This is a genomic window from Aquabacterium sp. (assembly GCF_036279655.1).
Classification (GTDB): domain Bacteria; phylum Pseudomonadota; class Gammaproteobacteria; order Burkholderiales; family Burkholderiaceae_C; genus Aquabacterium.
Genome location: NZ_DASUIT010000153.1, coordinates 21746 through 30612, shown reverse-complemented (window position 1 = coordinate 30612; position 8867 = coordinate 21746). Strand labels below are relative to the sequence as shown.

The 8867-nt window shown below is 63.8% G+C and carries 10 protein-coding genes; all 10 read left to right on the top strand.

Features of this window, described 5'->3' with window-relative positions; all coding sequences use genetic code 11:
• Positions 1 to 940 (top strand): cytochrome c3 family protein (locus VFW84_RS16290; protein WP_329681521.1); only part of this gene is annotated, 940 nt, incomplete at its 5' end.
• 100 nt (positions 941 to 1040) lie between these two features.
• Positions 1041 to 3254, top strand: a complete 2214-nt coding sequence (locus VFW84_RS16285; protein WP_329681520.1) for a tetratricopeptide repeat protein — start codon at positions 1041 to 1043, stop codon at positions 3252 to 3254.
• The gene (ccmA, locus tag VFW84_RS16280) at positions 3232 to 3858 is read left to right on the top strand and encodes a cytochrome c biogenesis heme-transporting ATPase CcmA (RefSeq protein WP_329681519.1); all 627 of its coding nucleotides are present in this window, start codon (positions 3232 to 3234) and stop codon (positions 3856 to 3858) included. The genes VFW84_RS16285 and ccmA overlap by 23 nt, the downstream gene beginning before the upstream one ends.
• Complete coding sequence (ccmB, locus tag VFW84_RS16275) at positions 3855 to 4520, top strand: heme exporter protein CcmB (RefSeq protein WP_329681518.1); 666 nt, start codon at positions 3855 to 3857, stop codon at positions 4518 to 4520. The genes ccmA and ccmB overlap by 4 nt, the downstream gene beginning before the upstream one ends.
• Positions 4521 to 5273, top strand: coding sequence for a heme ABC transporter permease CcmC (gene ccmC / locus VFW84_RS16270; protein ID WP_329681517.1), 753 nt, complete (start codon positions 4521 to 4523; stop codon positions 5271 to 5273).
• The gene (gene ccmD, locus VFW84_RS16265; protein WP_329681516.1) at positions 5274 to 5441 is read left to right on the top strand and encodes a heme exporter protein CcmD; all 168 of its coding nucleotides are present in this window, start codon (positions 5274 to 5276) and stop codon (positions 5439 to 5441) included.
• 1 nt (position 5442) lies between these two features.
• On the top strand, positions 5443 to 5904 hold the full coding sequence (gene ccmE / locus VFW84_RS16260; RefSeq protein WP_329681515.1) for a cytochrome c maturation protein CcmE: 462 nt from the start codon (positions 5443 to 5445) through the stop codon (positions 5902 to 5904).
• Positions 5901 to 7859 (top strand): heme lyase CcmF/NrfE family subunit, encoded by a 1959-nt coding sequence (locus VFW84_RS16255; RefSeq protein WP_329681514.1) that lies wholly within the window; start codon positions 5901 to 5903, stop codon positions 7857 to 7859. The genes ccmE and VFW84_RS16255 overlap by 4 nt, the downstream gene beginning before the upstream one ends.
• Positions 7856 to 8377 (top strand): DsbE family thiol:disulfide interchange protein, encoded by a 522-nt coding sequence (locus VFW84_RS16250; protein ID WP_329681513.1) that lies wholly within the window; start codon positions 7856 to 7858, stop codon positions 8375 to 8377. Before VFW84_RS16255 ends, VFW84_RS16250 begins: the two co-directional genes overlap by 4 nt.
• Complete coding sequence (locus tag VFW84_RS16245) at positions 8374 to 8862, top strand: cytochrome c-type biogenesis protein (RefSeq protein ID WP_329681512.1); 489 nt, start codon at positions 8374 to 8376, stop codon at positions 8860 to 8862. The genes VFW84_RS16250 and VFW84_RS16245 overlap by 4 nt, the downstream gene beginning before the upstream one ends.
• The last annotated feature ends 5 nt before the right edge of the window (positions 8863 to 8867 follow it).

Below are 8867 nucleotides of genomic sequence, written 5' to 3'. Positions count from 1 at the left end.
CAGCCACATTCCGGTGGCGGCCAACTGCATCAGTTGCCACACCGTCAATGCCTGGCGACCCAGCACCTGGAACCATACGCAGACGACGGTGGCCGGGCAGTGCTCGAACTGCCACTCCGGGGCCTTCCCGCCGGCCGATGGCCGACCCAGCAGCCACATCCCGTATCAGAGCCTGACGGGCGTGGCGGTGAGCAACTGCGACAGTTGCCACAAGGCGGGCTACGCATCGTGGACGTCTGGGCGCTTCCATGCCAATGTCAGCATCAGCAACCAGTGCGCGACCTGCCACCTGAGTGCGGCCTATGGACTGACGGCCAAGCCGAACAATGCCATTCACAGTGGCATTGTCAGCAACTGCGAGTCATGCCATCGATCCACGACGGCGTGGACATCGGTGGTCTACGCGCATGCGCCGTCCAATGCGGTGGGCACGGGCACCTGCGACAACTGTCACAACGGCTCGACAGCCACAGGCAAGCCGGGGACGCACATTCCCATTCAGGTCAGCGGGGTGAAGTGCGACAGTTGCCACAAGTCCCAGCAGGCCTGGGCGAGCAGCGTCACCATGAATCACTCCGGGGTGGTGGCGCAGGCCTGCAAGACCTGTCATGTCCCGACCTATGCCGGATCGGGCGCGCTGGCCAAGCCCAACAACCATGTTCCTGAAGCGCAGTTGCTCAACGGCGCGTCGATGGACTGCAAGGCCTGCCACACCAGCACCAACGCGGGCGGATTCGGCACGGTCGCCATGAATCACAACAACAGCCAGGGCAATGGCTCTGGATGGTGCTATGCCTGCCACAACGCCGGAACGGCCTATCTGGGCAATATGGAGCGCAAGAGCCTGACCCATGAGAAGCGCTCGGTCACCGACTGTTCGCAGTCAGGTTGCCATCGGCCTCTGGGCACCAAGGGCTCTACGTATCGGGCCTGGGACTGAGCATCCCCCGCCTTCTTGCATTGATTGCTCACCCATCGATTCACCGACTGCTCCCATGAAGATGAACCTGTCGAAAACTTTTGCTCTGCTGATGTCTTGCATGACGCTGCTGTCCTGGGAGGCCCGTGCAGAAATCATGGATGACATGGATGTCCGGCGCGAGGGCAACAACGCGGTCGTCCAGATTCGATTGACAGCTCCGGTCACCCTGGTGAGGTCGACCGTGTCGCGCAGTCGTGACATGACGCAGGCCTACTACAAGGTCAGTCGCACCGTTGAATCACCCGTTTTTGTGCAGGGTGAGCGACGCATCTTCAAGGTCGAGGGCTTGCCAACCATCACGGTGGCAGACGAACCGGTGCGCGCGGATCTGCTGACCGACACGGACCGGCGCCTGGTGATCTCCTTCAGTCAAGGGACGCGTTTCAAGATCCGAGCGGGCAAAGGTGAGCGCGTGATCGAGATCGTGCTTCAGGGTCTGGGTGCTGCGTTCAAGCCTGGCGCGGCCCTCAAGCCCCGGGCGACGGATGTGGCGGAGGCGGGTACGGGGCTGACTTTGTCCGGGGCACTGGAGGATCACAAGCCAGGGGCGATGGAGGAGCAGGCCAAGGCCTTGCTGGCCTCATCCCGACTGGCGTACGAGCAGCAGCGACTGGATGCAGCTGCAGCCGATCTCCATCAACTGCTGGCCTTGCCTGCCAACGCATCCACGCAGGACGCACAGGAACTGCTGGGTCAGGTTCGGCTGGCGCAGGGGGACAAAGAACGGGCCAGAGCAGAGTTCGAGTCCTACCTCAAACAGTACCCGACCGGGCCCGGGGCTGACCGCGTGAGCGCGGCGCTGGCGTCCTTGCAACAGACACCTGCACAGGCGCCTGCGCCGGTCGATGTGCCCAAGCCCCCCGATGGCACGCCCACGGTCACGGGATCGATCTCGCAGTTCTACTATGGTGGGCAGTCGACCGTTGAAACACAGACCATCCGGGACACAGATGGGACATTGCTGTCACCCGACCAGATCGATCTGGTCAGCCAGCCTCCCATCAGCGGTGTGGATCAGCAGATGTTGACCACCAACGCGGATGCGACCTGGCGCTCACGTGACAGCCAGCGGGACATCAAGTTCGTCGTGCGGGATCAGTACGACTACAACATGATCGGTGAGGACAAGCTCAACGGCAAGAGTCGGCACCGCAATCGGCTGAGCGCTGCGTATCTTGACTACCATTGGCTCACCCAGGGCGTGGCGACCCGTGTGGGGCGTCAGTCCGCCATGTGGGGTGGCGAGGGTCGCTATGACGGCGCATCTGCCAGCTATGTGTTCAAGCCCAAGTGGAAGGCCTCCGTGGCGGCGGGTGTTCCGACCGACAAGGTGGCGGCATCCAATCGCTACTTCATCGGCGCGGCGCTGGACGCCGATGCGCTGACACCCAATATCGGCGCTTCGCTGTTCACGGTGCAACGCATGATCGATGGCGAAGTCGACCGCCGATCCGTGGGGATGGATGTGCGCTACTTCACCCAGAATGGGTCCTTGATGCTGTCGACAGACTATGACGTACTGTTCAAGAAGCTCAACGTGGCCAGCGTGCAGGGCATGTATCTCGGGGAGGGCAACACGACGGTGAACGTGCTGTATGAGCGTCGAAGCCTGATCCAGACCTCGTTGGGGCAGGCGCTGTTCTTCCAGTTCCCCGATCTGCAACTCGAAGGTTTCCTGCCGCAATCCATCGATGACCTCAAGGCGCGCGGCTACACCGCCGCCCAACTGCGTGAACTGATCCGGGTCAATACGTCCTATACGACCCATGCCATGGCATCGGTGACCAAGTCCATTTCGGCGCAGTGGCAGTTGGGGGTGGATGTCCACCTGAACCGCATTGGCTCGATTGCACCCAATGCGGTGCTGCCGTCAGGGCAGGCCGACAGCGGGACTCAGCGGACCCTGGGCTTGCAGGCCATCGGCACGAATCTGTATTCCGACCGTGACACGAGCGTGTTGGCGGGCTCCGTGATGAACAGCAGCCTGGTGAAGGTCAGACAGTTCTCCTACAACAACATGACGGCCTTGGGCGATGCATGGCAGCTCGAACCGTCAGTGCGCTGGTTGCGCAGCGTGGTCAAGGACACGACCTCCGGGCTGGACATTGTCACCACGGCCTGGGGGCCAGGGTTGAAAGTGGCCTACAAGGTTCGCTCCTCGATCACGCTGGAGTCCAACCTGAACGTGGACTACACGCGCACCAACGGTGTGAGCACCAACGACAACAGCACCCGATACACCTATTTCCTTGGCTACCGATACACCTATTGAGTCTGGCTGTGAGCACCTTCGTGCGCAGGCGCTGGCCTGTCGGCGGGGAGGGCGCGTGCTGTTTCGTCACCTGAGTCTGACGGTCACTTCGGGGCAACTGCTCTGGGTGCGCGGCCCCAATGGACAGGGCAAGTCCAGCCTGCTGCGCTTGCTGGCGGGGCTGTCCCATCCGGACGATGGGCAGATCTCGCGAACGACGCCCATCGTTTACCTGGGGCACCAGCACGCCCTGAAGGACGACCTGACGGCACAGGAGGCCTTGGGCTTTCTGGTGCGCCTGCATGGCGGCGATGCCGATGAGTCTGCCTTGCTGACGGCCCTGGCGCGTCTGGGTGTCCAGAACCGCCGCGGGGCGCTGGTCAGAACCCTGTCTCAAGGGCAGCGGCGTCGCGTGGCCCTGGCCCGTTTGCTGTTGTCTCAACCCGGGGCGCTGTGGATTCTGGATGAGCCCTTCGATGCGCTGGATGACGAAGGCATCGAGGTGGTGAATGCACTGATCCAGTCGCATCGAGCTTCGGGTGGGGCGGTGCTGCTGACCAGTCACCAGGCGCTGTCGCTGCCTGCGATCACGGTGCTGGACCTGGCCCATGAGGTGGCCTCATGAACGCCATGTGGGCCCTGATGCGGCGGGACTGGCGCCTGGCGGCCCGCCGGCGTACGGAGGCTTTGCTGCCTCTGGTGTTCTTCGTGGTCGCGGCCAGCTTGTTTCCGCTGGGCGTGGGGCCTGAGGCGCACATGCTGAGAGCCATGGCGCCAGGCGTGGTCTGGGTGTGTGCCTTGCTGGCCTCTTTGCTGTCATTGGGCGGCCTGTATGCTTCAGATCATGCGGACGGCAGCCTGGAGCAGATGGCGCTGTCGGGGCAGTCGCTGGCGGCCCTGGCCCTGGGCAAGGCGCTCGCCCATTGGGTGGTCAACGGCTTGCCCCTGGTGCTGGCATCGCCGGTGCTTGGATTGCTGTTCGACATGCCCGCTGGTGCGCTGGGTGTCCTGATGCTGAGCTTGCTGCTGGGCACTCCCGTCCTGAGTTTGCTGGGTGGCGTCGGTGCGGCGTTGACCCTGGGCTTGCGCAGCGGGGGCATGCTCATCGTGCTGCTGGTGTTGCCATTGACCATGCCGGTCCTGATCTTCGGGGCTGGTGCGGTCGGGGCCTGGTCGGCGGGCTTGTCGCCCGAAGGGCACCTGTCCCTGCTGGGGGCCCTGCTGCTGCTGGCCTTGCTGGGGGCGCCATGGGCCACGGCGGCGGCACTGAACATTGCGCTGGATTGAATGATGACTCGACTGAGCTGGACCACCTTTGCCGCACCGTCGCGGTTCGAATCCCTGGCATCGGCCCTCGTGCCCTGGTGCTGGGTGGTGTGCGTGTTGACGACCATGGCCGGGCTGTATGTGGGCTTCATGGTGGCGCCCACGGACTTTCAGCAGGGGCAGGCTTACCGGATCATCTTCATCCATGTGCCGGCCGCCTGGATGTCCATGGTGCTGTACCTGGCCATGGCCTTCTGGGCCGGCGTGGGCTGGGCCTTCAGGATCCGGCTGGCGTCCATGCTGGCGCGAGCGATCGCGCCCACGGGGGCCATGTTCACCTTCATCGCCTTGTGGACCGGGGCCCTGTGGGGCAAGCCCACCTGGGGCACCTGGTGGGTCTGGGATGCACGCCTGACATCCGAGCTCATCTTGCTGTTCCTCTATCTGGGCTACATCGCCCTGGTCGAGGCCATTGACGACCCTCAGCGGGGCGATCATGCCGGTGCCTTGCTGGCCCTGGTGGGGGCCGTGAACATCCCCATCATCTATTTTTCCGTGCGCTGGTGGAACACCCTGCACCAGGGTGCGACCATCAACATGAGCGCGGCGCCTTCGATGGCTTCGACCATGTTGGTGGCCATGCTGCTCATGACCGCGGCCTTCTGGGCCTATGCCTTTGCCGTGGTGTTCACCCGCACGCGGGCGATCGTGATCGAGCGTGAGCGTGATGCGCAGTGGGTGGCCGTGTTGACCCGTGCGGTCAAGGAGTCTTGAATGCAGTGGCAAAGTGTGTCCGAGTTTGTGGCCATGGACGGTTATGGCCTCTACATCTGGGGGGCCTATGGCGTCACCCTGGTGTGCATGGTGGTGGAGCCGTGGCTGGTGGGCCGTCGGCGGCGTGCTGCCTGGCGGGATGCGGCGCAGAGCCAGGAGGTGTCCTGACATGACCCCACGCAAGAAGCGCCTGGCTTTGATCCTGGGGGGGCTGGCCCTGCTGGGGGGTGCTGTGGCCCTGGTTCTCAACGCGTTCCAGAGCAATCTGGTGTTCTTTTTCACACCCTCGCAGATCGCGGCCAAGGAGGCACCTGTGGATCGCACCTTCCGTCTGGGGGGGCTGGTTGAAAAGGGATCGGTCCGACGCGAGGGCGTGACCGTGCATTTCATCGTGACCGACACTTTCCGGTCGGTGCCCGTGCGTTACGAGGGCATCCTGCCAGACCTGTTCAAGGAGGGCAAAGGCGTGGTGGCCCAGGGGCAACTGGGCGATCACGGCGTGTTCGAGGCCCGGGAGGTGCTGGCCAAGCACGATGAGAACTACATGCCGCCCGAAGCCGCCGAGGCGCTTCAGCGGGCATCGGCAGCCAATGCCCGTCTCAATGCCGCCCAGCTCAAGGAGGCACCATGATTCCCGAACTCGGTCAGATGGCCTTGATCCTGGCGCTGGCAGTGGCGATGCTGCTGTCGGTGGTGCCTCTGTGGGGGGCCTACAAGGCAGAGCCAGGCCTGATGGCTCTGGCTCGTCCACTGGCGCGCGTGCTGGTGGCCCTGGTGAGTGCCGCGTTTGCGGCCCTCGTGGCCTCGTTCGTGCGCAACGACTTTTCGGTGCTGTACGTGGTGTCCAACTCCAACAGTGCCTTGCCGCTGGCCTATCGCGTGGCGGGTGTCTGGGGTGGGCATGAAGGCTCGCTGCTGCTGTGGGTGATGATGTTGTGCGGGTGGATGCTGGCCGTGGCGCAGTTCAGCCGTCATCTGCCGGAGGCCGTGCTGGCTCGCATCCTGTCGGTGATGGGCATGATCGCGGTCGGTTTCCTGCTGTTCATGCTGGCCACGTCCAACCCCTTCGATCGCCTGTTGCCCATGGCGCTGGACGGGCAGGATCTCAATCCCTTGCTGCAGGATCCGGGCATGGTTGCGCACCCACCCATGCTGTACATGGGCTATGTCGGCTTCTCGGTGGCATTTGCCTTCTCGATCGCGGCCTTGCTGGGCGGTGATCTGGATGCCCGCTGGGCACGTTGGACCCGCCCCTGGACCACCGCTGCCTGGGTCTGCCTGACGATCGGCATCATGCTGGGCAGTTGCTGGGCCTATTACGAACTGGGTTGGGGGGGCTGGTGGTTCTGGGACCCGGTCGAGAACGCGTCCTTCATGCCATGGCTGGCGGGCACGGCGTTGATGCACTCCCTGGCCGTGACGGAAAAGCGCGGCAGCTTCAAGTCTTGGACCGTGCTGCTGGCCATCACCGCTTTTTCGCTCTCGCTGCTGGGAACCTTCCTGGTGCGCTCGGGAGTCTTGTCGTCGGTGCATGCCTTTGCATCGGATCCCCGTCGGGGCCTCTTCATCCTGGGATTTCTGGTGGTGGTGGTGGGCGCCTCGCTGGCTCTGTACGCCTGGCGTGCGCCCACCGTGGGGCTGGGGCAGCGCTTTGCCATCCTTTCCAAGGAGTCCATGCTGCTGGCCAACAACGTGCTGCTGATCGTGGCGACAGGATCCGTGCTGCTGGGCACGCTCTATCCCCTGTTTCTGGATGCCTTGGGCCTGGGCAAGATCTCGGTGGGGGCGCCATACTTTGATGCGGTCTTCGTGCCGCTCATGGCGCCCTTGATCTTCCTGATGGGGGTGGGGCCGCTGGCGCGATGGAAACAGGCGCAACTGCCCGAGCTGGCCGTGCGTCTGCGCTGGGCCCTGGTGGTGTCCGTGCTGGCTGCACTGTTGACGGGCTGGCTGGCGGGCCGCATCGCCCTGGGCACGACCGTGGGCTTGTGGATGAGCTTCTGGATTGTCAGCACCATGGCGCTGGACCTGTGGGAGAAGATGCGTCCAGCCCAGGGCTTGCGTCGACTTCCCCGTGCCATGGTGGGGATGATGGTGGCCCATCTTGGCGTGGCCGTGTTCGCCTTTGGGGTCAGCATGGTGCGCACCTACGAGACCGAGCGCGATGTGCAGATGAACATTGGCGACACCACCAGCGTCGGCGGCTATGTCTTCACCCTGCGTGCCGTCAACGAGGTGCAGGGCCCCAACTATGTGGCCGCTCGTGCAGACATGGAGATCAGCCGGGATGGACAGCCCATCCGCACGCTGCACCCCGAAAAGCGGGTCTATCGGGTGCAGAGCAATCCCATGACCGAAGCGGCCATCGACACGGGCTTGACGCGCGATCTCTATGTGTCGATGGGCGAGCAACTGGATTCCGGTGCCTGGATCATCCGGGTGTATCACAAGCCCTTCGTGGATTGGATCTGGGGCGGGTGTCTCATCATGGCGCTGGGCGGGGTGCTGGCGGCCACGGACAGACGGTATCGGGTGCGCAAGGTGGCCGATGAAGAGGCCCGTGACGCGAGCGGAGTGCCGGCATGAAGCGTTTCCTCCTGCCTCTGGGGCTGTTCCTGGTCCTGGCGATCTTTCTGGGTGTGGGGCTCCGTCTGGATCCGCGTGAGGTGCCATCTCCCTTGATTGACAAGCCCGCGCCAGCCTTTGTCTTGCCAACCCTGCATCAGCCCGAGCGCAGCTTGCGCAAGGAGGATCTGCTGGGTCGCGTGTGGATGCTCAATGTGTGGGCCTCCTGGTGTGGCGCCTGCCGTCAGGAGCATCCGGTGCTGGTGGAGTTCGCCCGTCGGCAGGTGGTGCCGATCTATGGTTTGAACTACAAGGATGAACGGGTTGACGGCATGGCCTGGTTGCAGTCGGGTGGCAACCCCTATGTGGATTCGCTGTTTGATCACGATGGACGCACAGGCATCGACTTCGGTGTCTACGGGGTGCCTGAAACCTTCATCATCGATCGCGCCGGCGTGGTCCGCTACAAGCACATTGGCCCCATCACGCCGGATGTGCTGGCGCAGAAGATCGAACCCCTCTTGAGGCAACTGCAATGAGTGCACATTGGATGATGTCTGGCATGGGCGTGTGGCGCGCCTGCATGCGCACGCTGATCGTGTCCATGGTGCTGTGGAGCGGGATGCAGGGTGTGCTGGCTGGCGAGGCGGCCCCGCTGGCCGCAGACCCTGCCCTGGAAGCACGCATGATGGCCATTGCCAGCGAGCTGCGCTGCCTGGTGTGCCAGAACCAGACGGTGGCCGACTCTCACTCGGGCCTGGCCACCGACCTGCGCCAGGAAATCCGGGGTCTGCTCCAGCAGGGACAGACCGATCAACAGGTGCGTGATTACATGACGGCCCGCTACGGCGACTTCATTTTGTACCGACCGCCAGTCAATGCCAGCACGGCCTTGCTGTGGTTTGGCCCGGCGCTGCTGGCCGTGGTGGGCCTGCTGGTCTTGTGGCGGGTGTTGCGCCAGCGTGCCCGCATGAACCCCCAGGACTTTGAACCCGACCAGCCCGAGTCGGCCGACATTGGATGATGGAC